We start from the raw sequence: 26560 nt of genomic DNA on the forward strand, positions 1-26560 counted from the left end.
CCCACGCGCCGCGCCCCACGTGCTGCGCCCCCACGTGCTGCGCCCCCACGCGCAGCGCCCCACGTGCCGCGCCCATTACACACCATTACCGGCGTGCCATGCCGCGAGCAGCTCCGCTTCCCGTTGCGGCGCGAGTCCCGCCTTGAGCTGCACCGGCTCGGTGCGTCCCGTATGCCACGCCAGCGTGTCGCGCACCGTTTGTGCCAGCGGCCGGAACGTGAGTCCGGCGTCCAGCGCGCGGTCGATGTTCACCCGCATCATTCCGACGAACGGCTTGTACTCGCCGCTGTCCGGTATCCATAGCGGCATCTCGATCCAGCCGCCGACGCCTTTGCTCACAAGGAACGCTTCGTCCACCCACGTCAGGCGAGCGTCCGAACCGAGCGCGCAGCAGCATGTCTCGAGCAGCGCCTGAAGCGAGGTGCGGCCGGCAGGTCCAGTCGCGTTGTAGACGCCCGTGCGCCCGGCTTCCACCATGGACAGCGTCCATGCCGCCAAATCGCGCACGTCGATGAACTGGACTTGCGCCTCGCGCGGTCCGGGCGCCAGCACTTCGCCGCCGCGGGCGATACGCACTGGCCAGTAGGTGAAACGGTCCGTAGGGTCGTTCGGGCCGACGATCAGCCCGGGGCGAATAACCAAAGCGCGACCAGGCAGCAAACGCCGCACCGCCGCTTCGCTTTCCGCCTTCAGAGCGCCGTAATGGGCGCGGACGTCTTCGCCATGATCGTGCGGAAGCGGCAGTACATCGGCCGTCTCGTCTACACCGGCGCGGCTCAAATCGCGATACACGGAAATGCTGGATATAAAAGCATACAATCCGGTGCTGGTTTTGAGCAGCTCGGCCGCATCCCCTACAAGCCGCGGTACGTATCCGGACGTGTCGATGACGGCGTCCCACCGCCGCCCCTGCAAAGCCGACAAGTTGCCGTCCCGGTCGCCGACGAGGCGTTCCACTCCCGGATGCGCATCCGAATTGGTCAGCCCGCGGGTGAACATCGTAACCCGATGGCCGCGCCGCACCGCCTCCTCTACGAGATGATGGCCGAGAAACACCGTGCCGCCGAGGATAAGAATATTCATTTGCACGTCCTCCTATGTAAAAATATTTTTTTACGTAATACAAATATATTCCGTAGACAAACTCAAAGTCAATGAATATAGTCAGCCATTCCGGATTATGGTAAAGTGGGCACAAGAATACGAACCGACACGAAAGGGCGGATAACGGAGATGCTCTCTTGGCTGCGCTCCCGGAGACAGGCACCACCGAGGCTGGAGGAACAGCTGCGTGCGCTGCGCGGACTAGGCATCACTTACGAGCTGGATGAAGAGGAAGTAGCGGAGGTGCTGCTCGGGCAGTTCGAACGAGAGTTGTATGAGGAAGAGCCTTACGACCTGCTGCTGCCGATGCTGGGCACCGACCTCGTCGACGAGGATGGCGACGTGCTGCGGCTTTCTCCCGAGGTATGGAGCTTCGACACCGAGTGCATTTTTGATGAAGACGCTTACACTCGACTGCTCCGCAACATGGTCGAGCTGAGCAAGGGCAAGTTCGCGCTGCGCGGTATCGAGAGCAAGGTCGATTTCGAACGGGAGGAAGCGTTCGTTTCCTTCGTACATGAGGGAGAAGCGCACCGCTGGACGGTCGCCTTCGAAGACGATTGGGTCGACTTCGATTTGCTGCGCAAGCTGGGCAAGCTGGCGGCAGCCTCCGCTTCTTCCAAACGATACGTGTATTGGAACGACGGGCAAAGCGTGACGATGCTGTATTGCGATAACGACACGCTAAAGCGGCTGAACAAACTTGTCAAAAAGCCGTTTGCGGTACTAGGCTGAGACAAGAGCTGCCGGAGCGGGATTGCGCCGCTGCGCCGCTTAACCGGCAACGCTCACCCGGTAAAAGACCGCAACATCTCAAAAGCATCGGCCGAATCGGGAACGGCGGCCGGGCCTACGCGTTTCGATCGGCGATGGCGGTCCGGTTTCTGCCTTCATTTTTGGCTTTGTATAACGAGTTGTCGGCGAGGTGGAGCATTTCTTCGGGGGTATCCGGCGAAGCTGCGCTGGAGCATATGCCGAACGATGCGGTAACGGGCTTGCCGGTCGGACTTGGCGAATTTTCCAAGGTGATGCGGATCCGCTCGGCGGTATGGAACGCATCCTCCGTGCTGGCACCGTGCACAAGAACGACAAATTCCTCGCCCCCGAACCGGCAGCATACGTCGTCCGCACGGCTACAGGAAACCATGATGCCGGCGGCATGCTTTAGCACTTCGTCGCCTACCTGATGCCCGTACATGTCGTTAACCGCTTTGAACCGGTCGATATCCATCAAAATGACGGCATACCGTGTTCCTTCCGCCGTCCATTTGCGCATGACGGATTCCATCGTTCTGCGGTTGGACAGGCCGGTGAGCGGGTCGGTCATCGCAGCTTGAGACAAGCGGTCCGTCTGTTTTTGCATCGAGGCGAGAGCGGTCATGAACGTTTTGGTGAGCACGTCGGCTTCCCTGTTCCAATGCTGCTTGAAAGGCGGAACAGCCGGTTTGCCGAGACGGGTCGAGTGGTGAACGGCGCCGGCGAGAGCGACGAACGGATTCGCCAATTTTCGCGCGACCATGATGGCGAGCAGCATCAGGATGATGGACGGGGGCAGCATGTACAACACCAACTCTTTGATATGCTGATACAGCTTCGCATAGACGGTAGCAACCGGAGTTTGCACTACAACACCCCAGCCGTTGCCCGGAACGGATACATACCCGGCCAAGAAATGGATTCCCTTCGTATTGACGACCTCGTCTTTTCCGCTTTGCTTATGCATGAGCTTCCGAATGACTTTGTTGGCGCTTGCATCTTCGCCGAGGCGGCTTTTGTCCGGATGGAACAGCAAGCGCCCCGTGGGATCGACAACATAATAATAGGAACCCGTCGTATCGATCGTATTGTTTTTGAAAATGGAAGAGAGCACGTTGTCTTCCTGCAAATAAATGGTGCCGCCGATAAACCCTTTATAAGCGCCGGCCTGATCGAAAATGGGCTCGGTCATCAAAACGATGAGCCGCCCCGTCGTGCCGATATAAGGCGAGGACAGATAGGACCGTTTCGTTGCGAGCGATTGTTTGGCTGCCTCGGAAACGAGTGTTTGGCCGATAGTAACGGTAACGGGAGTGGCATTTTGCACGGTTCCTTTTTCGTCCGCCAAAATGATGGAGTTGAAGTATCCGCCAGTGTTGCGAGTCAGATCCAAATAGTCCAGAATCTCTTGCTCGGAACGGCCGCTGTAGTCTTTCACATGCGCTGAAGTCAATTGCAGGCTGTTGCTCATCGATTTGAACAACGAATCGATAGTCGAACTGATATCTTGCGCATTGGAATAATTCATGGCAAGCGTCGTTTCGAACAACGTTTGCTTCTCGGATTGATACGAGATAAAAATCGCTATCGCGATAGTGAGAATGATGGAGACGGCCACCACTCCGCTAAAAAGGAAGGTCAGGCCTATTTTTTTGGTTGAAGTTCCCGGGTTTGCCCGAAGCATGTGGTGGCCCCTTATTGTTTTGACAGTAAACCACTATATTCGACAAATATCCGCACAAATCCTTTTATCCATACGAGGAATATGGGCCTGCTGCGTGCAGTGCTCTCCTTGCCCCTAAACCTTGCCCCGGGCTGTTTGCCGGTAGCGGAGCGGCGTCGTTTTCGCCAGCTGCCGAAACACGCGGCCGAACTGCACGAGCGAACCGAAGCCGACTTGCTCGGCAACGGCGATGACTTTGTCGTTCGTCGTCTCGAGCAGCCTCTGCGCCTCGCGCACCCGCACAAGCTGGACGTACTCGACAAGCGAGAAGCCGGTAATTTCCTTGAACATTCGGCTCAGATACGGCGGGCTGATGCCGAATTGCGCCGCCAGGTCGTTAAGCCGCACCGTATCGGCATAGTGCACGTTCAGATGGCGCACGATATCGGAAATTTTGCGGTGGATCGGGCTGACGTGTTCGGGCACGGGGACGCGGTGCGTGCGCACGAAACGGGCCGTGAACAGCAGCAGCTCGCCAAGCAGGCTGCGCAGCGCCAGCGTTTGGCCGAGCCGGGCTGTTTCCGCCTCCCGGATCATGCGCGCAAGCAGCTCTTCGGCCTCGCGCCGGGGCGGCAAGTCGAGCCGCACGATCGGCGTCGGCTGGGCGAAGCCGTCGAGCAGGAAAGGCGCCTCTTCCATCATTGCGGCGACGAACTCGCGGCTGAAATTCATGACGACACGTTCGTGTCCGGGCGTGCCGAAATCGGATACGCCGTGCACTTCGCGCCGGTTAATGAGCACAAGGTCCCCAGGCAGCACTTGATACGAACGGTCTTTGACAAAATAAAGCCGCTGCCCCTCATACAAATAATACAGCTCGTACAGCTCATGCACGTGCTGCGTCCGCTCGAAGGCGCCGGGCCGGCGAATATGCTGCAAATAAAACGGGCCTGCTTCCTCGTTGCCGAATTCGACGGTGCGAAACATCGCCGTCTCTCCTTCCCAAATGGAGCGCGTTTTCTTCATCATATCATGGCAAAATCATAAAATACGAATAGTTTCACGTGAAAATCGGAAGGAATGATGAGAAATTAGACGGTATTTGCGTTATGATGAGGCGAGAAAGCGCTTGCCGATTGCGGCGCGGCCGTGATGCGCCCGTTAGCCGCAGAAGTCCGCAATCGTGTTGACGGTGGCAGAAAGCCCATTAGGAGGTATTGAATTTATGGCAACAGCTTCAGCAGCTTCATTTATCAGCGCAATGAAGTCCGGCAACGGTCCGGCGTTCGCTTCTCCCGACATCCGGGTGTACTCGGCATCCTGGACGGAAGCTGACGGAGCGAAGCTGGTCATGATCCGCACCGCGGAAGGTCGCTTCATCGCTGCCGTCGGCAGCGGCGAGCTGTACGACAGCCTGCAGGGGGAAACGGTCGAAGGCGGCAAGCTGTGCCCGCTGACGCACGCCAACAGGCTCGTGCTGAATCGCTTTTTGCCGCACACGAAGCCGCAGGCGTTCGGGACACAGATCGCCACGATCGGCCTCGGCGACCGGCTCGGCATCGCCAGCCCGGGCCACATTCGGACCGTACGCGGCCGGAGCGTCCGTCCGATACTGGCGCAGCAAAGCATCCGCGAGCTGAACTTGACCGGCCGCACGTACGAGGACGTGCTCGATGCGGCCTGCTACGCTGCGTTCCAGGAAGGCTATAAGGACGGCTTCGGCGCCGACGGCGACCACCTCAAAAAGGCCGAGGACATCGAATACGCGCTGCGGCTCGGCTTCACGATGCTGACGCTCGATTGCTCCGAGCAGATCGACAACACGGTCGGCAACCTATCCCCCGCCGATGTGGAGGCTCGCTACGCCGCACTGCCGGCGGACGTCCGCAGCAGGTACGAATCCCGTTATCTCGGGACGGCGCCGCAAGTCGAAGGCGCTGCGATTGCGTTCACGCGCGAGGCGCTCATGAAGGACGTGCTCATTTACGGCGCGGCGATCGATTTTATGGAGTCGATCTACCGCCGTTACATTGAAAATCTGGACCGCGAGGTCGACTTTGAAATTTCGATTGACGAGACGATGACGCCGACGTCGCCGGAAGCCCATTACCTCGTGGCGAACGAGCTGCATGTGCGCGGCGTGCGCATATTCAGCATGGCGCCCCGCTTTTGCGGCGAATTCCAGAAGGGCATCGACTACATCGGCGACATCGCCCAGTTCGAGCGCGAGCTGGCGTCGCATGCGGCGATCGCCGACCATTTCGGCTACAAGCTCAGCATCCATTCCGGCAGCGACAAATTCAGCGTCTTCCCGCTCATCGGCAAATATACGCAAGGCCGATTCCACCTGAAGACGGCCGGCACGAACTGGCTCGAAGCGGTGCGCGTCGTGGCCGAGAAGAACCCGGCGTTATACCGCAAAATGCATCAATTCACGCTTGACCGTTTTGAAGAGGCGACGGCGTACTACCACGTGACGACCGACCTGGCGCAAATCGCGCCGATTGGCGAAGTGAGCGATGCGCAGCTGCCGGATTACATGAACGAGAACAACGCCCGCCAGCTGCTGCACATTACGTACGGCCTGCTGCTGCAAGCCAAAGACGCGGGCGGCCGCAAGCTGTTTGCGGACGAGTTTTTTGCGACGCTGGTGGAGCAGGAGGACCATTACGCCGAAGGGCTGGGCAAGCATATCGGCAAACATCTGGATCTGCTGGGCAAATAATGCGGGACTTGAAAAAATGGTTCCTTCGCTGCGGGCGAAGGAACCATTTTTTCATAAATTTTCCTTACCTAACGTTTTCCAGCGGTGCTACAATAACGGTGGTTTCATTACATAGTAGGGAGCATGCAAATGCTGTCCAAACGTTCATTATTTGCGCCGCACAAAGTGTCATGGCTAGCGGCCTTCGCGATTGCCGTTACCCTGATGCTGGTGCCGGCCGCTTATGCGGCGCCTGGCCAAAGCGACTATCAGACCGCCTTCGATTTCATGAAAAACTTGAGTGTTGTCGACGGATTCCCGGACGGGCAGGCCCATCTGAATGATAATCTGACCCGGGCGCAGCTCGTGGCCGTGCTAGTCAGGGCGGCGGGCCAAGATAACAATGCGAAGCTGTTGACCGGCGCCGTGTCCTTCTCGGATACCGGCTCCACCTGGGCGTCCGGCTACATCGCTGTTGCCAAAAATCAGGGTTGGGCGAGCGGCTATCCGGACGGCAAATTCCGTCCCGACGACAAAGTGACGTACGCAGAGCTGATTCAAATACTTGATAATGCGCTGGGGATTAAACCAACCCCCGACTTAAGCTGGCCGGAGTCGGCGATCAATGCCGCCATCCAGGCGGGAATCATTTCGGCGGATGAGGATATTGCGGCTTTGGCCGGTCAATTCGCTCCGCGCGGCGCGGCGTTTTATTACGCCAATAACGCCTTCTTGAACGTTCCGCTGCCAAGCGGGAAAAACTTCTATTCCACGTATTTGGGAAAAGACATCGGACCGGCGAAGAAGACGCCGCCCCCGTCGCCTCCGTCGCCACCGCAACCGCCGCAGCCACCGCAGCCGCCGGCTCCTGTACCGAATACTCCGTCGCCGGGATCAACGTCTTCCCCGCCGAACTCGGACTCGGATTCGGGCGGGACGCCAAGCGTGTCCGTGCAATTGCGGGCTATCCCCGATCAGGTCTCGGACGAAGGGGAGCCAGTAGCGGTAAGCGCCGCCGTATACGCTTCGGGGACTTACCCGGCTTCGTTTTCTTATAAGGCCGCCGGACTTCCGGCCGGACTCGATATCGACGCGAAGACGGGGCTTATTTCCGGCACGGTGTTTTACAGCAACGTCGTTAACGACGCCCCGTCCAAAGACTTCACCGTAACGCTATCCGTCTACTCCGGAAGCGTATACGATCAGCGCACGTTCCGCTGGACGATCCACGACAAAGAAGAGGCTTATTTGGTGCCTTTTGACGATGGAGGGGTCTATAATTCTTACGAAGGGGAACAGAAGGAGATTCATGTGCAAGCCATCGGCGCTCATCCGGAGCGCTGGATATTTTCCGCCGAGGGACTCCCGAGAGGGCTTTCCATCGATCCTCATACGGGCGTTATTTCGGGAACGATATCGTACGATATTGCCGATGGTGCCCATCCGACGGTAGGGCTGCCCGTAACCGTTTCGGTGCATGACGTAGACGCGACCAATCAAATCTCGTTCACTTGGAGAGTTTATAACGTCGATCTCAATTAAAACGGCCAGATTCGCCGCCGGCGCCAGGCGCGCTGAAGGCTGCTTTCGAAGCGATGCGCGTGCGCTGTCCGAACCCGGCCAGGCACCGCATCGAATCAAAATTCTGTGCCCCGCACTTTGGCGAACACGAGCGTATTGCGCAGCGCCGTGTGCGCGGCGTTCCAGCCGTCTTGGCGCAGCGTCCCTTCCAGCGTATAGCCGAGCCGCTCGGCAACTTTGATGCTGCGGACGTTGTTTGAATCGACGCGGATTTCGATCCGGTTCGCCCGCAGCTGCCGGATGGCAAGCTGCTCGAGGCCTCGCGCAGCCTCGGTCGCATAGCCGCAACCGGCATAGGGAGTGCGCAGCCAGTAGCCGATCTCGAATTTCCGTGCGTCCCAGTCGATTCGGTGCAGGCCGCAGCAAAGCACGAGCTTGCCCGTGGACCGGAGAAAGGCGTGGAAGCGCAGGTCGGTCCGGTCCAGGAAGGCAGCGTGGCTATCTTCGACGAGCCGCTCGGTCTCTTCCAGGCTTTGGTGCCGGTGCGCCCATATCATCCAGGGCCGCAGTTCGGGCAAGCTATCTTGCACAGCCTCGTAAACAGCTTGACCGTCCCCGGGCAGCGGCAACCTCATCAGAAGACGTTCCGTGTAAAATCGTTCGTCGAACCGAATGTTCGCCGGATCCGTCCAGCTATTCGTCATTGGCGCAGCTCCTCTCCCGCCGTTTGACCAGTTTTGAATCAAGTATACCGGGCTTTTTCCATTTCTGCCAGCACCCGCTTCGAGGTTCGTTGGTGCGTTACCGTCCCGGAGCCTCGCGGCTCGACCGGGTTCCACCGGATCCACCGGGCCGCATAAAAGCGCTTGACCCCGCCCACACTATGGAAAAATAACGCGCTGCTTGCCAGCGTAAAAAAGGGGACGACCGTTATGCAGCCAAACGATAATACAGAAAATGCCTCTGCGCCGGTGGACGGCGAGGAAGCTTGGCGCGCAGGCGCGGCACCGGAAGATGCGCGGGAGGCAAACGAGCTGTCGGCGATGAGCGAGCGCCAGCTGGATGCGGAGCTGGCGGAGGAGCTCGGCCCCGTCCGGGAGTGGATGCAGGACCATATCGCAACAGTCGAGTTCGCCAATGAGCTGTATCCCGATCAGCTCGACATCGACGAAGCCCGCCACGCTTTGGAGGATCCGGGCATATAATGGATGCAGATGGAGCCGGCCCTTCTCTGGGACCGGTTCGTTTGCTGTTATTGTGGTAGCGGAACATGCGGCAACTGTAAGGCGATTTTGACCAGGTACACTTTGTTGGCCGAGGGGGACATGGCGACAAGGCGACAAGGCGACAGGGGGACAGGGCGGCAGGGCGGCAGGGCATAAATCGCCCATGTTGGTATCGAGAGACTAAAGGGACGCTGATTTGGTATCAAAAGTCGTTACACGTCGGTTATCGCCTCGAAGTGCGCCAAGAACGTATTTTGTTCTCTATGCTTGGAATTTTCGTTCGTTAACCGTTATGTTCAGCAAAATCGGTTGCGGCATCGTCATGAAAGTCGTTAATGGGCGAAAAAGGTCGTTACCTCAACTACCGGGCGTATATCCGTGATAGCTTTCGCATGCATCTGACATGAACCAAACGAATGGTCTATGCCATAGTTGCATAATCGCTAATCAAGCGCGCTTCGCCAGAGCTTCTCAGTAAGATTCAAGATGAAGCTGCTGCCGCCTAAGCTCGGTCCGTCCTGGCGGGGCGGCTTGCGGAAGCGACGGTTGAACGAGGCGTGCGGATCAACGCAACAGTCGGCTTTTCGGCCTCGAGCGGACATGACGGTCGGCAAGAACGGTGCTTCGTAAGCCGGGATTTCGCTAAAAAGCTTTCGCACTCGCGGCGGCGCCGGTGCGAAAGCTTTTTGCGGTCTGGCGTTATCTTGAGCTACCCCGTCACCATTTCTCCGCCGTTGACATGGATCGTCTCGCCTGTAACGTAGCGGGAATCGTCGGAGGCGAGGAACACGTACGCCGGCGCCAGCTCAAACGGCTGTGCGGCGCGCCCGAACGGCGTATCGGTGCCGAACGTTTTCACTTCCTCGGCGGAGAAGCTGGCCGGGATGAGCGGCGTCCACACCGGCCCGGGAGCGACCGCATTGACGCGAATACGGTGCTCGGCCAGCGACAGCGCAAGCGAACGGGTGAAACTGACGATTGCCCCCTTGGCGGAGGAGTAGTCGATCAGCTCCTTGTGGCCTTTGTAGGCGACGACCGAAGCGGTGTTGACGATTGAGCAGCCGGGCCGCATGTGCGGAAGGGCGGCTTGCGTCATAAAAAAATAGCTGAGAATGTTCGTCCGGAACGTATCAAGCAGCTGCTGCTCGCTGATGTGCAGCACGCTCGGCTGCGGGAACTGCACGGCATGGTTGTTGACGAGCACGTCAAGCTTGCCGAACATGCCGATCGTGCGGCGCACCGCTTCCTCGCAATTCGCCTTCGCTCGCAAATCGGCCGAAATGGCCAGGCAGCGCGCTCCGAGCGATTGCAGGCGGTCCAGCGTATCGTCGGCGTCCTGTCGTTCGTTGAAATAAACGAAGGCGACGTCGGCGCCTTCTTTGGCGAAGGCAATGGCCGCGGCCCGGCCTATGCCGCTGTCGCCGCCGGTGATGAGCGCCGCTTTTCCTTTTAACTTGCCGCTTCCCGCATATTCGGGATTTTCGGAGATCGGAGGCGGCGTCATCAGCGTCTGCAGTCCCGGCTGCTGCGGCTGATGCTGCGGGGGAAAGGCGATCGGCCGCTCTTTGCATTCGGTCTCTTTGCCGTAGTACGGATACATCGGATACATCGGTCACAGGCCTCCCTGTACGATACCGTTCTCATAATAAGAACTGTATTCGACAAAGCAGCGTCCTATGTGCCGAACGGATTCATTTCCATTTCTCATACTGCTCGCGCAGCGTGTCCGGCGTTACTTTCGGCCGATGCAGCGACAAACTTGGCGCGATGCTGTTCATTTCGGCGATCAGCTTGTTGATGTCGCGGAGCAGCTCCCTAATTTCGGCGTCGAAAGAAGGACCGCGGGTCGCCAAGGCGACGGCTTGCTCCAGCAGCTTCTTGGTTTCGCTGCGCAGCAGCATCCACGGCGGCTGCACGTTCGCGTTCTTCAGCATCGACTCAGCGGATCGCCGGTCGGCACGACGAGCGGTTTGCCGAAACCGGGCAATCGCTGGAGATCGCCGGTGCGGGCGTATTCTTCATACGCTTCGTCGGCCCAATTCTGCACCTTGATCTTGATTTTGTCGACGGCATCATCGCTAGGAAGCGCACGGGCGGGGGGAGGAGCGGCCGTGCGTGCGGCGGGGCTGTGCGGTGCGTCGGAACGATTTTCGTCGCGGGAAGAGGAGGACATGAAGTGGCTCCTTTCCGAATCGGTGTTGCTTTCAGCGTATCCGATGCGCAGCCCCATTGCAAGCGTCGAAAATGCCGCCCGATCTGCCCGAGCCCTTCTCTACGGACGCGACGCAGCCGAGCGCAAGCGGGCCCGCAGCTCGGACGGCGTCAGACCGCCGAGCTGGGCGAAGCCGGCGCCGGCGAGCGCTACGGTGCGCCCGTCGTCACCGATCGGGTATATGCCTTGCCAGCCGCCGATGGGCGTATAAAGGCCGCTCAGCCCGGTTGGCTCTAGAAACAGCACGTACGCTTCGTCGCTGGCGAGCGGACCCGGGTAAGTTTCGTTCAGAGGATCTTTCGCCGGCGGAAGCGGTTCGACGCCGGGCAGCGCGAGCCGCAGCCCGGCAGGCGCTACTCCCTTCATAGTCTCCAGCACGTTAAGCCGCTGCACATAATTGATGATTTGAGCGCCGCCCGTTACAGCGCGTCCGGTCGGATAGCGGGTAGCGCTGCCGCTGAGCGGATGCGCCCGGACGACGAGCGGGGCTCGTTTGGCCAGCTCCGGCCAGCTGCCGACACGAGCCGGCTCGAGCCGCAGCGAGCCGATGCGGTCTGCCGCGCGGCATAGCGCTTCGGCCGCTTGCGGCGGCGGCCGGTCGCTCTGCAAGCGGTGCCGCAGCTTCTCCGAACAAAGCTGCCGCTATCATAGCGGCTATGCGCCATTTTCGCCGTTTCACGTTCTCGCCTCCACTTGATTGTTCAGCGTTCGATCGAAGTCCAGCGGCGCAAGCTCGGCCACGGTTCCCGTCCGGACCCACTCGGCGACGCGGCTGGCGGCGAGCGCGCTGTACACGAGCCCGTTGCCGCCGTAGACAAGCGTGAACAGACAGCCGGGAAGCTCCGGCCGCTCGCCGATCAGCGGCATGCCGTCGTCCGTGTAGGCGAATGTGCCGCACCATGCGAATTCCGCCTTGACCCCGGCGTAATCCGGGAACAGCTCCCCGAGCTTGCCGAGCAGGCGGCGGGTGTTGGCGGCCAGCCTGCGGTCGCGCTGGGTGTCGCTCAGGAACGGTTCGTCAAAGCCGCCGATGGCCGCCCGGCTGCCCGGCATCGTGCGCAAATACAAATATGGCTGTGCGGTTTCCCAGATCAGGCATCGCTCCGGCCACGCCGACAAATCGACCGGATCGGTCACGACCGCGTACGTGCCGACGAGCCGGACGTTTTGCTGGCGCCGCCACGCTTCCGCTTCGTAGCCCGGGGCCAGCACCGCGCGTCTCGCCCTGACGAGGCCCCCACGGGCCGTATGCAGCGCAACGCCGCCGTCCCCCGCATCGATCCGCACCGCGAGACTCCGCTCATACGCGCGCAATCCGCGGCGCTGTGCGGCGGCGACAAGCTCTCGCGCCAAGCGGAGCGGATTGATCTCGGCATCGCCGCGCATATAGAGCGCCAGTTCTTTGCGGAACGGGTACGCGCGCGCCACGTCCTCGGCGCCGAGCAGCTCCGCATCGAACCCGAACCGGCGCAGCGTGTCGCCCTCGCGCCGGAGGGCGTCCACATCGCCCGTCGTCGACGCGTAACAGACGCTGCTCCGTCGGGCGAAGCCGACACTGTCGCCGAGCTCGGCGCTGATCCGCTCGAGCCTGTCGATCGCCTCGCTGCACAGACGGTACAAATTCACCGCCCGCCGCTCGCCCATCGTCCGAATGAGCGACGATAGCATCCGGTCGCCCGCCACCTGGAGCATGCCGGTGTTGGCGGAAGTGCTGCCTTCGCCGATGCGTCGTTTTTCCAGGAGCACGGTATCGATGCCTTGCCGAATGAGCTCGTAGGCGCAAAGCGCGCCGGTCACGCCGCCGCCTACCACGGCTACGTCGCACCGAACCTCCTCCGTCAGCCCGGCTTCCTCATCGTGATGCGGCTCCGCCGCCGCGCCTTCCAACTGCGGCCAAAAGAGCGTCCCGCCGGTCAGCTTCATGCCATCCGCCTCCACAAATATGATCCCGTCCCGGTTGTTATCCTGTTCCTTCATCGGAAGTATAGTCCAGAACCGTAGCTTCACCATCGGATGAGGCTTTTATGCCTGCGCCAGCGGGCTCTCGGCACATCGCAGGCATTGCATATCGGGCTCGCATGTCGTGTATGACATACAGCTTTTTCGGTTACAATTTTGGTACATATTTCAATGATGACAACAAGTCGACATAGAGGATCCGATGATGCACAGAAGGAAAAGTATAAGCTTGAATTCGCCCGCCCGTTATCCAAGGATGACGGTGAAGGGCATTTCGATCAATTATTTGCGGTTCAGCAACGCATATATGACCATTTGGTGGGGAATGGCGTTTCCGGGTTTTGGCCAATGGTTTCAAGGCCGGTATTTTTACGGACTGATTTTGATTGTTTGGGAATTTTTCATCAACCTGCAGTCCAACATTAACGTCGCGATCTGCTACACGCTGGCCGGCCGCTTCGACGATGCGCGTCAGGCCATCGATCAACGCTGGTTTTTATGCTATATTGCGGTCTACATTTTTGCCGTATGGGATTGTTATCACGTTGGCATCGATTTGAACCGGCGCGTTATGCTGGCAGAGCGGGAGGAGCAGCAGCAAAAGTCGTTCAGCTTGTCCTCGTTGTCGATCGAACTGCTCGCGCTGCGCGATTCGCGGCTTAGCGTCGCCTGGAGCTTGCTCGTTCCCGGCGCGGGGCATTTTTGGCTGCATCGCAAACTCATTGCCGTATTTTTTATGGTCATATGGATATTGACGATCGTCCAGTCGCGAGTACCGCAAGGGGTGCTGTATACGATGGTGGGCGATTTCACCGGCGCGACGCGCGTTCTCAAGCCGGAATGGCTGTTGTTCGTGCCCTCGCTCTATTTGTTCGCATGCTATGATGCTTACGTTAGCACGGAACGGATGAACGAGCTGTACGTCAGAGAGTTGAACGACTACCTTGCGCGGCGATGGAGGGCCGTGCCCGGGCGCGTGGCGTTTCGGGGAGGAGAGGAGGGGTTATGACGACGGAGCTTGTCGTGTTGTTTCCTTACAACGCAAACATTGAAATCGTGTTGGACGACTTGAAGCGGCGAGGCTATACGTCGAACTCCGCCATGACCGTGCCGCTGCACGACCCTTCGGAATCGCCTCCGACGATCGCGGCAGTCGGCACGGGCGGACGCTCGAACTGGGATATCGGCTTCGTGCTCGGAACGATCGGCATGCTGCTGGGCTCCATATACGGCTTCGTCTGGCCTGGCGGCCCCGTGCTGTGGGCGCTTGCAGGGCTCATCTTCTCTTTCGGCGCCGGCGTTGGCCTGGACTGGCTGCTGCGCATCCGCAAAATACATCGTCGCCGCAAACGCTCCGGCATTGTGCTATGGATTCGTTGCGACGATGCCGAGGCGAAGCGGCTGCAGACGTGGCTAGCCGATTTCGGCGTGGACGGCATCGGCGTGATCGGAGAGACGAGCGGTTTACAAGGATAAGGGGCTCATCGCGGTTACTGTAGTCAAGTCAGCCGAGTATAGGCGTGGCGTAGCATTGTTGGTGCGTTCCAGTTGCATCGGCGCGGAAGAAGATATGCCGACCGCTGAGACACAGAGCACGTTATTGGCCAAAGTTCCTCTAATCAGAGATTTTGGGACGCTGTCTTATGCTCGTAGCATTGTTGGTGCGTTCCAGTTGCATCGGCGCGAAAGAGATATGCCGACCACTGAGACACAGAGCACGTCATTGGCCAAAGTTCTCTAATCAGAGACTTTAGGGACGCTGGTATGGAACAGAAAGGCGTACTATGCCGGATAGCGCCCCGTTGTGCGTTCGGAAAGAATTTTGTTCTCTCTGCATGGACTTCCGGGTCGCTAACCCTCTTTTTCCGCAAAATCGGCTCTGGGCAGCGTCAAGAGAGTCGGTAATTAGGGAATATGTTCGTTATTCGCCACAAGCCCGGCGCACGCGAGCCCCGCCACCGCCCCGGCCACAAGCCCGGCGCACGCGAGCCCCGCTACCGCACCCGCCCCGGCCCCGGCCCCGCCTGCCTTCGCCGCCAAAGCTCCGCCGCTCCCCCCCCCCACGATCTCTGCCTACCGTTGCATCACAAAAGCTCCCGCGAAGCGCACTTGCTTACTCCGCAAGGGCGCCAGCGGGAGCGGGTTCGCTCCGTCCAAAAGTATACCCATCGCCTAATCCCGTTACGGGCGGCGCCATCCCAAATACGAGGCAGCCCGCTCTTCCCGTCTAATGGCGCTCAGCGCGGCTGGGCAATGATGCCGTTGTGCACTTTGATGATGCCGTGCCGGCGAATGTCGAAGCCGTTTTCGTACACGTACAGGCCCATTTGCGGCACGGTCATCAGTTCCCGGTACGTGTGGTTCATGACGTCCTCCATGATGCGGTAAAACAGGCGAGCGCGCAGCTGGTTGCGAGGCGTCGTCATGATCGCGTAGCCGCCCGGCTTCAGAAACTTGCGGTGCCAATCCATCACTTCCGGCTTCAGCTCGTCGGGAAAATGCTCAAGCAGCCCGACACTGAGCACGATGTCGAACTCCCGTCCGAACGGCAGCGCGCGGATGTCGCTGACGACGTAGTGGAGGTTCATTTGCTCCTTGTACCATACTTTCGGCGCGCCGGTCGCCGGATTTGTTCCGAGGAACGGGTAGCGTGCGGGGAAATCCGCGAACCGGTTCGTCATGCAGTAAGGGTCGTAATCGACGAGCACCGCTTCTCCGCCCGGATACATCGCCGACAACTGCATCGCCTCGTAGCCCTCGGCAGCGCCGAGGAACAGGATGCGCGGGTTGTGCAGCGGCAGGCCGAGAAACAGCGCCCGTTTGCCGCGCGGGTCCCAGATGCCGTCCTGGATACGGTGCGCATAATTCCAAAACCGGATTTTGACCGCCTCCGCCAGCGCAGTCCGCACATCGCGCAGGGCGAAGCGGCCGAACGCCCGCAGCAGCTCGCGCCGCGTCTCCTGCAGCCGGGCCGGCACATCGGTTTCGAACCAAGCGTGGAACGAGCGGTTGAACAGCTCCCACGACGTTTTGGCCGGCATCGCCCGCCCGCCGTTCGCCTCCACCCAGGCGCGGTGCTCCTTTGACATATTTTTCACTTCAAAAGGTTTGCCGACCTGCTTCCAGGTTAAGAGCGACCAGTCGCGCACGACGTTCAGATCGACGAACCGCTCATACCGCTCGTTGCCCGGATTACGCAGGTCGGCCCGGTAAGTCGGCAGCAGCTCAGTATGGCCAAAATGCAGCTCGCTAAACGGCGGTGCGTCTACCGCAGAACCTGTAACCGCTTCCGTAGGTCGTTCCATCGGAACCCTCCTTGAGGCTTTATCGCCCTCGGGTTGCTGTCTCCAGTGTATCATAAGCTGCGGATTGCTTGCGATAGAAGACATAACCGAATACGGAGGCGAGCGTTTGCTGGAACAGCATGCCGAGCACGACCGGGATCGCCGCCGGCCCGGGGAAATAGGCGATGGCGATGACGGCGCCGGCACTGATGTTGCGCATGCCGCCGTTAAACATCATCGCCACGGAGTCGCTGCGGTCTAGCCGCAGCAGCACCGCCGCCAGCCGGCCCAGCACATAGCCGAGGGAGGCAACGAGCAGCACGAATACGGCCAAACCGAGCAGATGCAGGCTCGGATGGCGCAAATAAGGAGCGATCACGGCGCCGTTCAAGGCGATCACGAGCGCCATCGCCAGCTTCGAGAACGGCGCCAGGCGGCCGCTCCATTGAGCGTGGATCCGGCCTCGCGTCACATGGTGCAGCGCCATGCCGAGCAGCGACGGCAAGACGATCATCCACAAAAGTCCCTTCATCATCCCGACCGCATCGATCGCCACCTTGCTGCCGACGAGCAACTGCATGGTGGCCGGCACGACGAAAGGAGCGAGCAGCGTATCGGCGAGAATGATCGACAGCGTCAGCGGGACGCTGCCGCGGTAGATCGTCACCCACATCATGCTCGTAACGCCGGTCGGGATCGCGGCGGCGATCACGATGCCGGTGATGGTGAGCGGATCGCCGGCAAACGCGGCATGCGCCAGTCCCCAAGCGGCGAGCGGCATGACGGCATGCAGCAGGAGCAGTGCGGCGACGAGCGGGCCGGGTTTGAACGCTACTTTGAGCAGGTCGCCGAAGCCGGAGCGCAAGCTGCCGGCGAATGTCATAAAGCCGAACAAAGCCGTCGACCACCCTTGATACGGGCTCAGCCAAGCGGAGAAAACGATGCCCAGCACGACGCTGGTCGGCGTTATGAGCGGCATGATTTTTTCGAGATAGGCGTTGATTTTGGCGAGCATTGAGGCACCTCTTCTCTGCAGGTGAGAAATCGGCAACGTTGTTTCATTGTGTGAGATGAGGTTTCTGGAGATGGAACTTCATTTCATTTTATCATAGCGAATCTTGCTTGACTATGAAAAAATGCGCGTTCGTTGGAACTTTCGGACACTGCTGTCCGTTATGAAGAGCAGCGGCCGCCGGACTAACGGGGGCGTCAAGCAAGCGAAAAAAGGGGGGACGGGTATGGATGCGCAAACCGTATACGTGCAAGGGAATTTTTGGGACGCGGGCTTGACCGATATTTGGGACGGGGCTGAGAAACGGATCGGGCGGCTCGATCTTCAGGATATATTTACGGCGGGCGTCGCCGTGCTCGATTTGTCGGGCAACGAGCTGGCGTCCGGCAAGTTCCGATTTTTCTCCAATACGTGGCATGTCACGGGCAGGGACGGGACCGAGGTCGGGCAGCTCCGGGCGCGTTTCGCCTTCTTTGCCGAGAAGTTCGAGTTCGAGCATGAGCGGCACGGCACGTTCAGCGTCGTATCCGAGCCGTTCTCGCGCGAATATGCGATCGAGAACGAGCAGGGGGAGACTGTGGCGAGCTTCACGAGAACGAACGGATTTTTCGCGCCGGCCGCTTACGTGCTGCACAACAGGTCGGAGCTGCCGACTGCGGAATGGATCGTCGTCGTTATGGGCGTACATGCCATTGAGAAACGGCGCCGGAATAGCGGCACCTGACGGCACAGCGCGCTCAGGCGGTTGCCGGCAGCGATAAAGTCAAAATATTTCAAAACAGGTCAATAATCTGCCACGTGTACGGAACGGACGGCAAGTATAATGTTGACTATCGGCATGTGAAAAGGCTGGACGAGAAACGGCACGATGAGCTAAAGGAGAACTTGACCTATGGACAGGGGACAATTGTCAGCTTGCCTGACGGAAACGCCGCACAATGCCCGGCTGCTGTTTCCGGACGGCACAGATCCGCAACAATATTGGCGGCGCCTGCGCGATGCGGAGGAATACCGGGCGGCTGTGGAGGAAATTCGGGCGGAGGGCGAACGTCTCCTGCGGGAGCCGATTCCGGAGCTGACCTACTCGCTGTTTGCCATGTTCGAGCGAAGCGGCAACAGGCTGGAGTTCGAAAAAGTATACTTCGAGAAGCGAAGAAGGCTGACGACGATGGCGCTGCTCGCGCTGATCGAGCCGGAGAACCGGAATTACCGGGAGGCGCTGGAAGACATTCTGTGGTCGATCTGCAACGAATATACGTGGTGCTTGCCGGCTCACCTTAAGGGTTCGCTGGAAACCGACGGCGGGCAGACGTTTGACGTAGACAGCTCCGAGTGGAGCCGGCGGGAGCGGGGCACGCGCATCGATTTGTTCGCTGCCGAGACCGGCTTTGCGCTATGCGAAATCGTGCGCCTCACCGAGCCGCGCCTTCCTGCCTTGCTGCGGAGCCGAATTGTCGAGGAAGTCGTGCAGCGGATTTTCAAGCCTTACTTGCTGCACGGACCGTACCACTGGGAGACGAGCGAAAATAATTGGGCTGCGGTGTGTGCCGGTTCGATCGCTTCCGCGGCGCTGCACCTGATCGAGGCTCCGGAACAGCTCGCACCGATTGTGGAGAAGGCGCTGGCCAGCATGGACTGTTATTTGGCAGGATTCGGCGATGATGGTGCTTGTCTTGAAAGTGTCGGGTATTGGAACTACGGCTTCGGATTTTTTATCTATTTTGCGGATTTGCTGCACAAACGTACGCGGGGCGCTATCGATTTGTTCCAAAGCGAGAAGGTGCGCCGCATCGCCCAGTTCCAGCAAAAAGCGTATTTGGAGGGCGATATTACGGTAAACTTCTCGGATTGCTTGCAGCGCGCCAACGTGAACATCGGGCTCACCCACTATTTGGCGTGCTTGTATCCGGGGGAAGTTGCGTCTCCTCCTCTGCAGCTTCGCGCCCCTTATACCGAAGATCATTGCAGCCGTTGGGCTCCGGCGCTGCGCAACTTGCTGTGGTTCGATCCGGCCAAAAGCGGCACCCGCTGGGAGGCGGCCGATTACTTCCTGCCTGACGCGCAGTGGCTCGTATCCCGCTATGAGTCTGCAGACGGAACCTACGGCTTTGCCGCTAAAGGCGGACATAACGGCGAGCCTCATAACCATAACGATCTGGGGCATTTTATCCTTACGTGCTGCGGGGAAGTGTTCCTCTGCGATTTGGGGAGCGGCGAATATACGGACCGTTATTTCGGGCCGGAACGCTTTTCGTTCGACTGCAACGGCTCGCAAGGTCACTCTGTCCCTATAGCTGAGGGACGGTTTCAGACAGAGGGCACCGCCAGCGCTGCCCAGTGTCTCGATATATTCGTGGGTGAGGACAGAATTGTGTTCGAGCTGGAACTGGCGAAGGCGTACGGCCTGACGCAGCTGCGCTCGCTCGTCAGAAAGTTTGCGTGGCATAAGGCCGAGAAGCCGCTGCTCGTGCTGGAGGATCGTTTTGCGTTCAAGGCTCAGCCTGCCGGCATTGTAGAGCGATTCGTTACGATGATCGAGCCGGTTGCCGAAGGGGGAGGGGTCGTTGCTATGCGATCCGAGACGGGGCGCAAGCTGGCCATCCGCTACGATGAACGGCAGCTTGAGCCGATCGTGCGCAGAAGTACGTACCGCAATCACTTCGGGAAGGAAACGGTGTGGTATGCTTTGGACTTCGCCGTGCTGCGGCCGCAGCCGGAAATTGCCGTGACATTCACGTTTCAGTTCTGTTCATAGTGGGGGGGCGCATTCTCATTCGTTTAACGGTATTAAAAGGGACCCCCAGGAGGATTACGACATTAAAGTAACTGCCGGCGGTTAGCCCCTCTTTAACGCTTCTTCCAATACCAGCAAGGACAACTCATGGTCGTTCATCACGTAAGCAATTTCTTCGGGCTCGACCCATATGCGCGAGGTGGATTCGTTCTCGCGTTGAAACGGCAAGCTCTGATCGATATCCATTCTGTAAAACAACTGGTATCCAACGAGCGGGTACTTGCCGCCAGGCTGGTATAGAGGGTTATCTTCGTGACTGACTTCGATCATGCCCAGGTATCGGAGCTCTCCTTTGACATAGCCTTCCTCATATGCTTCGCGGTGGAACGCCTGCTCCGGTGATTCGCCTTGTTCTACGTGACCGCCGGGAATGTCGAACCCTCTGCCTTTTACATGAACCAGCAGCACTTTGCCTTGGTAAAAGCAATACCCGTGAACGCTCGTCACTTTCGTAATATCGGGCAAGGTATCGGAAAGAATCCAGGTCAGTTTGACGTTGTGCCCACCCCAATTGGCATAAATCGTTTTGCTCATGCTCCCCGCTCCTTGTAATCAATGCATATGCCTAGATTATAAAATGGAATTCGATATACAGCATAGTGACAATATCAATTGAGTGCTGCTCTCTATTCCAACAGGCCATCCTTGTGGTATACTGGGGCCAAGAAATGCGTACAATGCAAAGGGAGCCGTGCGGCTAACACGACTCCCGATGCAATAGCCGCTTTTAAGGGCGGTAGGCTTGAACTCAGGTGTTACGGCAGAAATAGACCGCTACCTTTGACCGAGGGCGGTCTGTTTCTTTTTCAGGTAGGCAAGAAGCGCCAGAATAAACATTCCGAACAGGAACGTCAATTGCAGCGCTTGAAATACCTCCATGGCATCACCTCCCTTCCGGGAGACTAGCCGGCCGCCCTTGCAAGCCTATTCTATTGCACTCCAATTACAGCAAATCGATCCTCAGTGTGATAGCCACAGCCACAAGCGTGACAAGGAGGCCGTATGCAAACATACCTATATTTTGTCCGCCATGCGGTAGCCCCGTTTTCAGTGGAGCTTGAACGTGGAGCGGGAGGTTCGCATCTCTCCGAGCAAGGCAAATCGGACGCGAGAAGAGCGGCTGAGCTGCTCATGAACGAAGGAATCGATGTGATCGTGTCCAGCTCGTATTTTCGCGCGGTGGAAACGGTCGCTCCGCTGGCAGAGCTACTGCGGAAAGAAATTGTTCGATATGACGAACTGGTTGAAAGACCGATTGCCAGCCTGAACTATGCGGTTCCCGAGGAGCAGCTGCTCGCAGCAATTGAAAAGTCGTTTGCCGATATCGATTTCTGCTTGCCGGAAGGAGAGACGACAAGAGAGGCGCAGGAGCGGGCCCTTCCCGTCATTTTGCGGCTGCTGTCCGACTATAAAGGCCGGAAAATCGCGATCGGCACGCACGGAAATATAATGACGATCATTATGAATTATTTCGATTCCCGTTACGGCTTTGCATTTTGGCAGCAGACGTCCAAACCGGATATATACCGGCTGGAATTTGAAGGAACGGAGTTAAGGCGAGTCGAGCGGTTATGGCCGGACGGGCGCTCGATTTTGCGAGAGTAAGGAAACTAGCAGAACAATCGCAATAATTGACGAACACGAACAAGGCTATTAAGAAGAGCTGAATGGTATTGAGCATAAAAACGGATCCGTCCGATTTAGTGGAGTAGCTATCCGGCTCCCCGTTCAGCTAATCCCGCCATTCATCTGCTTACAGCTTCACTCGCGCTTCCTCTATCGACACGAGCCGCTGGCCGCTTTTGCGGCTCGGGGCCGGTTCGATGCGCGGAGCGTCTTCACCGGCCGCCGTCATCCGAGCGATAAGCCGGCTGCGCAAATCCCGCGTTACATCCGCATACGCCTCCAAGCCGATTAAGTTGGTCAGCTCGTGCGGGTCGGCGTGCAGATCGTATAAAAACTCCTCCGTATACGTATCCGAGCCGGCGTCTTTCCATCCGTTCTTATCCGGCGCCAAGACGCTGTATTTCCACCGGCCGGTGCGGATAGCACGCCCGACCTGCGATTCGCTGATTTGCACGTACACCTCTTGCTGCCATCCTTCCTTCAGGCCTTTCAGCAGCGGAAGAACCGATCTCCCTTGCATCGTTTCGGGCACTGGAATTCCAGCGGCATCGAGCAGCGTCGGAGGGAGGTCGATCAAGCTGACCAGCTCCCGAATTTCCCCTCCGCCCTGAAACATGGCGCCTGTTAACGCCGCCGGCACGCGAATCGAGCTTTCGTGACAGGACCGTTTGTATTCCGAATTTCTCGTTTTGAAATGGCATCCGTGGTCGGAAGTAAACAGGATGATAGTATTGTCGGTCAGCTTCAAGCTTTTTAACGCGTCCTGCAGCCGGCCGAACGCTTCGTCGAGCCGCTTGATCATGCCGTAATAACCGCCTAAATGCTGATGCGCCGTTCCGCCCAACGCAGCCAAATCCGGCGGCATCCATTTTCCGGTATAGGTGCTCTCGTAGCCGTCCGGTGCAGGATAGTTGTCCAGATGATTTTGATGATGGGGCTCGATGTAGGACAGGAACAAAAAGAAGGGCCGGTGCCGGTTCTGATCGATATAACGTATCGCCGCGTCGGTCTGGGCATCGACCCGATAGCCCGGCAGCTTCACTTCCTCGTTATCGTTGTTGTACATGACCAGATCGTAAGCGTCCGACGAAAATTCGAGCAAGTTGGCGGCGAGCCAGTCTTCGTAGCCCCCGCGCTGCTCCTCGGGTACCGGCTCGTCTGCCGCCAAATGCCATTTGCCGATATAGCCGGTGCGGTACCCGGCCTCGCGGAAATAGTGGGCCAGCGTCTTGCTGCCCTTGGGAAGCGGGATGCTGTTCCGGTAACAGCCGGTAGCCGTGGCGTATTTGCCGGTCTGAAGACAGGAACGCGCCGGACCGCACACAGGCTGGCACGTAAACGTATGGTACAGATGAGTGCCTTCCTTAGCCATGCGGTCGAAATTCGGGGTCAGACCCAGCGGATTGCCGTGCACCCCTGTGCTGTCCCACCGCTGCTGGTCGGTGAAAAATACGATGACGTTGGGACGATTGTTGCTCTGCATTTGCATGACGGTTCAACCTCCTGTAACAGCTTCTTTACCACAAGCCCTGATTGCTGATTCGTTTTGCCGACCAGTTGGCGAAGATTAGCAGCAGCAAGCCGGCAGCCGATTGGAACAAACCCGCGGCCGTCGCAAAGGCGAAGCGCCCAATGGTCAAGCCGTTGCGGTATACGTACGTATCCAGAATGTCCGCCACGCTATAGACGACCGGATTGTAAAGGATGTAGATTTGATCGAATCCCGCCTGCATAATGTATCCGGTGCGCAAAATGAGCATAACGACAATGGTGCCGGCGATCGAGGGCAGCGTGATGTGGCGGATCAGCTTCCAGCGCGAAGCGCCGTCGATTCTCGCCGCCTCGTACATTTCCGGGTTGATGCCGGCAATCGCCGCCAAATAAATGATCGTGTTCCAGCCGGCTTCCTTCCATATGCCGGACCAGACGAGCAGCGAGCGAAAATGTTCGGGGCTGGCCAGCGGCGAGCCTTTCGCCCCGAACCAGCTCACGAGCCCTGTCGTAGGCGAGAGAATCGTAATGAGAATGCCGCCGAGAACGACCCAAGACAGAAAATGCGGAAAATAAACGATCGTTTGAATCGTGCGCTTGAACCATCCGTTCGCCACTTCGTTCAGCATGATCGCCAGCACGATCGGCGCCGGGAACCCGAAGATCAGTTTGTAGAAGCTGATGATGATCGTATTGCGGAATGCGATCCAAAATCCGGAGTCGCCGAACAGGATCCGGAACCATTTCAGGCCGGCCCAATCGCTGCCGAGTATGCCTTGCCCCAACTTATATTCTTTGAAGGCGATAATAATGCCGCCCATCGGGACGTATTTGAACAGAATGAAAAAGACGATGCCGGGAAGCAGCAGAACATAATAAGGCCAAAACCGCCGCCACGTGCGCTGCATACGGGTTCCTCCTTCAGGCGTTATTTTTGGTGGAGCAGCATTTTGCGATATTCGCCGGGCGTGACGGTTTCCAGCTTCTTGAAAAACCGGATAAAGCTTTGCACATCGCGGTAGCCGATGCGAAGGCAAATTTCCTGAAGCGAATATTTATAATCGTTTTCCTTGAGCAGCTCCTTGCTCGCTTCGATCCGGATGCGGGTTAGCATATCGAGCGGAGGCATCCCCGCTTCGCTGCGGAACATGCGGGTCAAATAGCTGCTGCTGAGGCCCACGTGTGCCGCGATATCTTGCACGGACTCGATTTCCGCATAGTGGGCTTTCATGTATTGTATCGCTTTGGCGATATACAAATTATCGTTCCGGTTGCCTTTCCAGCTTTCGATCTGGTTAATAATTTCCCGAATATGGCCCTCCAGCAGCTTCTTCAGCTCGATGTGGTTGCGGCTTTCGCCCACCATGCCGGAGCGGAAGCGGAGCTGCTGGACGGGAAAGCCTTCTTCGAACAGGCGCTGCCGCAGTGCGCTCATCAGCATGACGATCATCTCCTGCACCGATTCGCGCGGATATTTCATATTGTGCACGTAGTCGCGGAACAGAACGGCAATCGCGCTGCCCGCTTTGTCGCGGTCGCAGGCGAGCACGTGGCGGATGAGCTCGTTTTGCAGCTGGAGCGGGTAGTCCAGGCCGTCATCGCTCTGAATGTCCTGGAAAAACACGACGTCCGTCTCGCTGATCAGCGCCTTGCAGTTGACGACCCGCTTCGCCTCCATGTAGGACGAATGAATATCGCTCAGCTTGCCATAGATGTTGCCGAATGCGAATTGCAGCGATACGCCCCATTCGTCCAGCGCGATCCGGTTGATGTAGTCTCCGAGCTGGCGCAGCCGCTTCTTGAGTTCGTCATGGTAGCGCACTTCGCTCAGATTGAGTATGAAGCCGAAATTGTTGTTTTCCAAAATCGTGCCAAGCAGAAACAAATGCTTGCCGAGCGTATTTTCGATCATGGTAAAGAGCAGCAGCTTATTGCGGTTGTAATTGTCTCTTCCTTCGTATTCGCGCAAATCCGACACGACGACGAGGGCCGCATAGCACGGATGCGGGAAAGCGACGCCGATCTCGAGGAGCCGGGTTTCAATCGTCGCAGCCTCGAACAAGCTGTTGGCCAGTATATCGTAAACGAGCCGGTGCCGAATGATCGGTTCGCTCTGCTCCAGCGTAAGCCGGATGCTGCGGTTCTCCTCGATCAAGGCGCGGATCGATTCGCTCACCAGCAAGCTCTCGTCTTTGCTTCTGCTCGCAAGGGCGGCGGGGAAGTAGGAGGACACGATCTGCTTCCAAGGCCGGTACATCCGCCGCGAAAAGACGTATGCCGGTATGACTCCGATAAGCAGCACGACAGCGCAAATGCGCAGCACCTCCGCGAGCTTATCGGTTATTTTGGTCCAGTAACCGCTGGCAGGAAGGAGGCTGACCAGCATCCAAGGCTTGCCCGGTTGCCGGCTGTAAGCGAGAAAATATCGCGTTTGCCCGATTTCCACTTCGCTCACGGAAGAAGATTTGACGTCCGGACCCGAGCGAAGCATGGCGCGCATCATGTCCGGCAGCCCGGGATAAGAGCCGCCGGACATGACGCCGAGCGATCGGCTGTCCAGCACGAGCACCTCGGAATGCCCGAGCTGCGCGACATGCATGAATTCGTCTTTTTTGACGTTGACGATCAGATAGCCCCATGGCTCTTTGGCAATGATCGGAAGCGGCTGAATGAACGTGATCACGTCGGAGCGGACCGGTTTGAACGGGTCCACCAGCTCCCGCAGCACAATCCGTTTGCTCCCGCCGGTATCGGCCGCCGCCTGCCGAACGATGTCGCGATCGTAAAATCCGTTCAGATCGTAGAGTCCCTCCCCGGTCGTGAGCACTCTATCCCCGATCCGGGAGTATAAATACATCGAATCCAGCAAGCTGTTGGCGGACATCCGATTGCGCAGCTCTTCTTTTAAATCCCGGTATTGCAGCATCGACATGTTGTAAGGATGGCTTAAAGCGTCGGTGGCGCTTCCCGTAAGGGACAGCTGCATAATGAGAGAGTCGATGTTTTGGGTCAGGATGTCAATCTGCGATTGGACGCTTTGGATGGCGTCGTTTGACGCGTTCCGGTATCCCTGTTTAAGCCCGTAAGAGTAGTAGCCCATGTATAACGAAGCGGTCAAGGCCGTCAGCAGCAGCACGGTTGCCATATAAGATACCATCAGCTTGTTAAACATGGCGCCCCCTCCTAAAAGTTTTGCGAAGCGATGCTT

26 protein-coding genes are annotated in these 26560 nt (G+C 58.4%); 9 read left to right on the forward strand and 17 right to left on the reverse strand.

The features are described from left to right. Positions 1 to 75 precede the first annotated feature (75 nt). Positions 76 to 1083: an NAD-dependent epimerase/dehydratase family protein gene (locus SD70_RS24060; protein WP_041050431.1), complete on the reverse strand. Its 1008-nt coding sequence runs from the start codon at positions 1081 to 1083 to the stop codon at positions 76 to 78. A 150-nt stretch (positions 1084 to 1233) separates the two neighbouring features. Between SD70_RS24060 and SD70_RS24065 the strand changes: the two genes are divergently transcribed. Further along, positions 1234 to 1839: a hypothetical protein gene (locus tag SD70_RS24065; RefSeq protein ID WP_041050432.1), complete on the forward strand. Its 606-nt coding sequence runs from the start codon at positions 1234 to 1236 to the stop codon at positions 1837 to 1839. A 115-nt stretch (positions 1840 to 1954) separates the two neighbouring features. Here the strand turns inward: SD70_RS24065 and SD70_RS24070 are convergent, their stop codons facing one another. Next, entirely contained in the window at positions 1955 to 3544 is a 1590-nt protein-coding gene (locus tag SD70_RS24070; RefSeq protein ID WP_041050433.1) for a sensor domain-containing diguanylate cyclase, read from the reverse strand. Positions 3545 to 3658: 114 nt separating this feature from the next. Next, positions 3659 to 4552 carry an AraC family transcriptional regulator gene (locus tag SD70_RS24075; RefSeq protein WP_082053615.1) on the reverse strand — a complete coding sequence of 298 codons (894 nt, stop codon included), beginning with the start codon at positions 4550 to 4552 and terminating at the stop codon, positions 3659 to 3661. Positions 4553 to 4784: 232 nt separating this feature from the next. Between SD70_RS24075 and SD70_RS24080 the strand changes: the two genes are divergently transcribed. Then, positions 4785 to 6248 (forward strand): tagaturonate epimerase family protein, encoded by a 1464-nt coding sequence (locus tag SD70_RS24080; protein WP_156158168.1) that lies wholly within the window; start codon positions 4785 to 4787, stop codon positions 6246 to 6248. A 129-nt stretch (positions 6249 to 6377) separates the two neighbouring features. Then, complete coding sequence (locus SD70_RS24085) at positions 6378 to 7769, forward strand: putative Ig domain-containing protein (RefSeq protein ID WP_041050437.1); 1392 nt, start codon at positions 6378 to 6380, stop codon at positions 7767 to 7769. 95 nt (positions 7770 to 7864) lie between these two features. Here SD70_RS24085 and SD70_RS24090 read toward each other — a convergent pair whose 3' ends face one another. Beyond that, positions 7865 to 8452, reverse strand: a complete 588-nt coding sequence (locus tag SD70_RS24090; protein WP_041050438.1) for a GNAT family N-acetyltransferase — start codon at positions 8450 to 8452, stop codon at positions 7865 to 7867. 228 nt (positions 8453 to 8680) lie between these two features. Here SD70_RS24090 and SD70_RS24095 point away from each other — a divergent pair, with 228 nt between their 5' ends. Continuing rightward, complete coding sequence (locus SD70_RS24095) at positions 8681 to 8953, forward strand: hypothetical protein (protein ID WP_041050439.1); 273 nt, start codon at positions 8681 to 8683, stop codon at positions 8951 to 8953. Between the two features lie 730 nt (positions 8954 to 9683). On the opposite strand, the gene SD70_RS24100 is transcribed toward SD70_RS24095, so the two are convergent. The 5 genes from SD70_RS24100 to SD70_RS24115 all read right to left on the reverse strand — a co-directional run bounded on the left by SD70_RS24100 (position 9684) and on the right by SD70_RS24115 (position 13163). After that, positions 9684 to 10583 carry an SDR family oxidoreductase gene (locus SD70_RS24100; RefSeq protein ID WP_041050440.1) on the reverse strand — a complete coding sequence of 300 codons (900 nt, stop codon included), beginning with the start codon at positions 10581 to 10583 and terminating at the stop codon, positions 9684 to 9686. 82 nt (positions 10584 to 10665) lie between these two features. Continuing rightward, positions 10666 to 10908, reverse strand: a complete 243-nt coding sequence (locus SD70_RS24105) for a hypothetical protein (RefSeq protein WP_052487823.1) — start codon at positions 10906 to 10908, stop codon at positions 10666 to 10668. Then, a complete protein-coding gene (locus tag SD70_RS33890) occupies positions 10902 to 11204 on the reverse strand; it encodes a hypothetical protein (protein WP_052487824.1) in 303 nt (100 codons plus the stop codon). Before SD70_RS33890 ends, SD70_RS24105 begins: the two co-directional genes overlap by 7 nt. Positions 11205 to 11246: 42 nt before the next feature. Then, positions 11247 to 11795, reverse strand: a complete 549-nt coding sequence (locus tag SD70_RS24110) for a hypothetical protein (protein WP_052487825.1) — start codon at positions 11793 to 11795, stop codon at positions 11247 to 11249. Positions 11796 to 11861: 66 nt separating this feature from the next. Continuing rightward, positions 11862 to 13163, reverse strand: coding sequence for an NAD(P)/FAD-dependent oxidoreductase (locus tag SD70_RS24115; protein ID WP_197081157.1), 1302 nt, complete (start codon positions 13161 to 13163; stop codon positions 11862 to 11864). 211 nt (positions 13164 to 13374) lie between these two features. Here SD70_RS24115 and SD70_RS24120 point away from each other — a divergent pair, with 211 nt between their 5' ends. Together SD70_RS24120 and SD70_RS24125 are read left to right on the forward strand one after the other, a co-directional pair. Next, positions 13375 to 14154: a hypothetical protein gene (locus SD70_RS24120; RefSeq protein ID WP_052487827.1), complete on the forward strand. Its 780-nt coding sequence runs from the start codon at positions 13375 to 13377 to the stop codon at positions 14152 to 14154. Then, positions 14151 to 14621: a hypothetical protein gene (locus SD70_RS24125; RefSeq protein WP_041050442.1), complete on the forward strand. Its 471-nt coding sequence runs from the start codon at positions 14151 to 14153 to the stop codon at positions 14619 to 14621. Before SD70_RS24120 ends, SD70_RS24125 begins: the two co-directional genes overlap by 4 nt. Positions 14622 to 15050: 429 nt before the next feature. On the opposite strand, the gene SD70_RS36300 is transcribed toward SD70_RS24125, so the two are convergent. The 3 genes from SD70_RS36300 to SD70_RS24135 form a co-directional block, all read right to left on the reverse strand. Further along, positions 15051 to 15209 (reverse strand): hypothetical protein, encoded by a 159-nt coding sequence (locus SD70_RS36300; protein WP_156158165.1) that lies wholly within the window; start codon positions 15207 to 15209, stop codon positions 15051 to 15053. A gap of 173 nt (positions 15210 to 15382) precedes the next feature. Beyond that, a complete protein-coding gene (locus SD70_RS24130) occupies positions 15383 to 16450 on the reverse strand; it encodes a class I SAM-dependent methyltransferase (protein ID WP_041050443.1) in 1068 nt (355 codons plus the stop codon). A 19-nt stretch (positions 16451 to 16469) separates the two neighbouring features. Next, entirely contained in the window at positions 16470 to 17444 is a 975-nt protein-coding gene (locus tag SD70_RS24135) for a bile acid:sodium symporter family protein (RefSeq protein ID WP_041050444.1), read from the reverse strand. 223 nt (positions 17445 to 17667) lie between these two features. On the opposite strand from SD70_RS24135, the gene SD70_RS24140 reads away from it, so the two are divergent. Both SD70_RS24140 and SD70_RS24145 read left to right on the forward strand, forming a co-directional pair. Next, a complete protein-coding gene (locus SD70_RS24140) occupies positions 17668 to 18165 on the forward strand; it encodes a hypothetical protein (protein WP_041050503.1) in 498 nt (165 codons plus the stop codon). Between the two features lie 168 nt (positions 18166 to 18333). Further along, entirely contained in the window at positions 18334 to 20196 is a 1863-nt protein-coding gene (locus SD70_RS24145; protein ID WP_041050446.1) for a heparinase II/III family protein, read from the forward strand. A gap of 81 nt (positions 20197 to 20277) precedes the next feature. Here the strand turns inward: SD70_RS24145 and SD70_RS24150 are convergent, their stop codons facing one another. After that, entirely contained in the window at positions 20278 to 20769 is a 492-nt protein-coding gene (locus SD70_RS24150) for an NUDIX hydrolase (protein WP_041050448.1), read from the reverse strand. A gap of 240 nt (positions 20770 to 21009) precedes the next feature. Continuing rightward, the gene (locus tag SD70_RS38530; RefSeq protein ID WP_231571482.1) at positions 21010 to 21114 is read right to left on the reverse strand and encodes a putative holin-like toxin; all 105 of its coding nucleotides are present in this window, start codon (positions 21112 to 21114) and stop codon (positions 21010 to 21012) included. 123 nt (positions 21115 to 21237) lie between these two features. Between SD70_RS38530 and SD70_RS24155 the strand changes: the two genes are divergently transcribed. Next, positions 21238 to 21840, forward strand: a complete 603-nt coding sequence (locus SD70_RS24155) for a histidine phosphatase family protein (RefSeq protein WP_041050449.1) — start codon at positions 21238 to 21240, stop codon at positions 21838 to 21840. Between the two features lie 148 nt (positions 21841 to 21988). Here SD70_RS24155 and SD70_RS24160 read toward each other — a convergent pair whose 3' ends face one another. Genes SD70_RS24160 through SD70_RS24170 form a run of 3 tightly spaced genes read right to left on the reverse strand, consistent with a single transcriptional unit; the run spans position 21989 to position 26524 of the window. Then, on the reverse strand, positions 21989 to 23350 hold the full coding sequence (locus SD70_RS24160) for a sulfatase-like hydrolase/transferase (protein ID WP_041050451.1): 1362 nt from the start codon (positions 23348 to 23350) through the stop codon (positions 21989 to 21991). 28 nt (positions 23351 to 23378) lie between these two features. Beyond that, positions 23379 to 24260: an ABC transporter permease gene (locus SD70_RS24165; RefSeq protein WP_052487828.1), complete on the reverse strand. Its 882-nt coding sequence runs from the start codon at positions 24258 to 24260 to the stop codon at positions 23379 to 23381. A gap of 20 nt (positions 24261 to 24280) precedes the next feature. After that, positions 24281 to 26524, reverse strand: a complete 2244-nt coding sequence (locus SD70_RS24170; RefSeq protein WP_041050453.1) for an AraC family transcriptional regulator — start codon at positions 26522 to 26524, stop codon at positions 24281 to 24283. Between the last annotated feature and the right edge of the window lie 36 nt (positions 26525 to 26560).

Source organism: Gordoniibacillus kamchatkensis (assembly GCF_000829455.1).
Taxonomy (GTDB): Bacteria; Bacillota; Bacilli; order Paenibacillales; family NBRC-103111; genus Gordoniibacillus; species Gordoniibacillus kamchatkensis.

What these genes read in the sequence shown, in the direction of transcription:
- SD70_RS24105 (WP_052487823.1), bottom strand. Translation starts at nt 10,908, where the DNA reads ATGCTGAAGAACGCGAACGTGCAGCCGCCGTGGATGCTGCTGCGCAGC.
- SD70_RS24170 (WP_041050453.1), bottom strand. Translation starts at nt 26,524, where the DNA reads ATGTTTAACAAGCTGATGGTATCTTATATGGCAACCGTGCTGCTGCTG.
- SD70_RS24065 (WP_041050432.1), top strand. Translation starts at nt 1,234, where the DNA reads ATGCTCTCTTGGCTGCGCTCCCGGAGACAGGCACCACCGAGGCTGGAG.
- SD70_RS24085 (WP_041050437.1), top strand. Translation starts at nt 6,378, where the DNA reads ATGCTGTCCAAACGTTCATTATTTGCGCCGCACAAAGTGTCATGGCTA.
- SD70_RS24135 (WP_041050444.1), bottom strand. Translation starts at nt 17,444, where the DNA reads ATGCTCGCCAAAATCAACGCCTATCTCGAAAAAATCATGCCGCTCATA.
- SD70_RS24165 (WP_052487828.1), bottom strand. Translation starts at nt 24,260, where the DNA reads ATGCAGCGCACGTGGCGGCGGTTTTGGCCTTATTATGTTCTGCTGCTT.
- SD70_RS24075 (WP_082053615.1), bottom strand. Translation starts at nt 4,552, where the DNA reads ATGATGAAGAAAACGCGCTCCATTTGGGAAGGAGAGACGGCGATGTTT.
- SD70_RS38530 (WP_231571482.1), bottom strand. Translation starts at nt 21,114, where the DNA reads ATGGAGGTATTTCAAGCGCTGCAATTGACGTTCCTGTTCGGAATGTTT.
- SD70_RS24125 (WP_041050442.1), top strand. Translation starts at nt 14,151, where the DNA reads ATGACGACGGAGCTTGTCGTGTTGTTTCCTTACAACGCAAACATTGAA.
- SD70_RS24100 (WP_041050440.1), bottom strand. Translation starts at nt 10,583, where the DNA reads ATGTATCCGATGTATCCGTACTACGGCAAAGAGACCGAATGCAAAGAG.
- SD70_RS24070 (WP_041050433.1), bottom strand. Translation starts at nt 3,544, where the DNA reads ATGCTTCGGGCAAACCCGGGAACTTCAACCAAAAAAATAGGCCTGACC.
- SD70_RS24150 (WP_041050448.1), bottom strand. Translation starts at nt 20,769, where the DNA reads ATGAGCAAAACGATTTATGCCAATTGGGGTGGGCACAACGTCAAACTG.
- SD70_RS24080 (WP_156158168.1), top strand. Translation starts at nt 4,785, where the DNA reads ATGAAGTCCGGCAACGGTCCGGCGTTCGCTTCTCCCGACATCCGGGTG.
- SD70_RS24145 (WP_041050446.1), top strand. Translation starts at nt 18,334, where the DNA reads ATGGACAGGGGACAATTGTCAGCTTGCCTGACGGAAACGCCGCACAAT.
- SD70_RS24140 (WP_041050503.1), top strand. Translation starts at nt 17,668, where the DNA reads ATGGATGCGCAAACCGTATACGTGCAAGGGAATTTTTGGGACGCGGGC.
- SD70_RS24130 (WP_041050443.1), bottom strand. Translation starts at nt 16,450, where the DNA reads ATGGAACGACCTACGGAAGCGGTTACAGGTTCTGCGGTAGACGCACCG.
- SD70_RS33890 (WP_052487824.1), bottom strand. Translation starts at nt 11,204, where the DNA reads ATGGGGCTGCGCATCGGATACGCTGAAAGCAACACCGATTCGGAAAGG.
- SD70_RS24115 (WP_197081157.1), bottom strand. Translation starts at nt 13,163, where the DNA reads ATGAAGGAACAGGATAACAACCGGGACGGGATCATATTTGTGGAGGCG.
- SD70_RS24160 (WP_041050451.1), bottom strand. Translation starts at nt 23,350, where the DNA reads ATGCAAATGCAGAGCAACAATCGTCCCAACGTCATCGTATTTTTCACC.
- SD70_RS24095 (WP_041050439.1), top strand. Translation starts at nt 8,681, where the DNA reads ATGCAGCCAAACGATAATACAGAAAATGCCTCTGCGCCGGTGGACGGC.
- SD70_RS24060 (WP_041050431.1), bottom strand. Translation starts at nt 1,083, where the DNA reads ATGAATATTCTTATCCTCGGCGGCACGGTGTTTCTCGGCCATCATCTC.
- SD70_RS24155 (WP_041050449.1), top strand. Translation starts at nt 21,238, where the DNA reads ATGCAAACATACCTATATTTTGTCCGCCATGCGGTAGCCCCGTTTTCA.
- SD70_RS24090 (WP_041050438.1), bottom strand. Translation starts at nt 8,452, where the DNA reads ATGACGAATAGCTGGACGGATCCGGCGAACATTCGGTTCGACGAACGA.